This window comes from Lactobacillus sp. C449L (assembly GCF_059900815.1).
This window is the reverse complement of record NZ_JBWXGA010000366.1, coordinates 1-417: the sequence shown is the minus strand read 5'-3', so window position 1 is coordinate 417 and position 417 is coordinate 1. Positions and strand designations below refer to the sequence as shown.

General features: G+C 62.6%; 1 protein-coding gene. It reads right to left on the bottom strand.

Annotated features, from left to right (window positions below):
* Positions 1-233 precede the first annotated feature (233 nt).
* A partial coding sequence (locus AC2JF9_RS09810) for a hypothetical protein (protein WP_500727400.1) occupies positions 234-417 on the bottom strand: 184 nt, incomplete at its 5' end.

Genomic DNA, 417 nt, shown 5'->3' with positions numbered 1-417 from the left:
GAAGATGCCCCTCGATCCGTTCCCATTGCTCGTCCGTCAGCATCCCTCTGCTCAAGGCACGTCTCCTTCACCAACCTTGAATCAGAACTTCTCGCTAAACGGAATCCCGTGAATGCAGACCACCTAGCCCATGTCCAGATTGGCACGATCAACGCCGGGGTGAACAGTGTGCCGATAGCCGCGCTTGTCAGCGCCAACGGTTGTCCCCAGACGGCTGCGGCCCAGATACGTTCTCAGCCCGGCGCGGGCCTGCCCTTGTCGCGCCTCCGAGCTAGCCAGATGTTCACGCTGCCTGCCGCGAGATAAGTGAGGCCGAGGCCCAGCAGCCGGTAGGCGATCTTGACAATGCCGCCGCCGAACCAGCCGAAGTGCCGCGGGCCGAGCGATCCCCACAGCTGCTGGTCCACATTGTTCTGC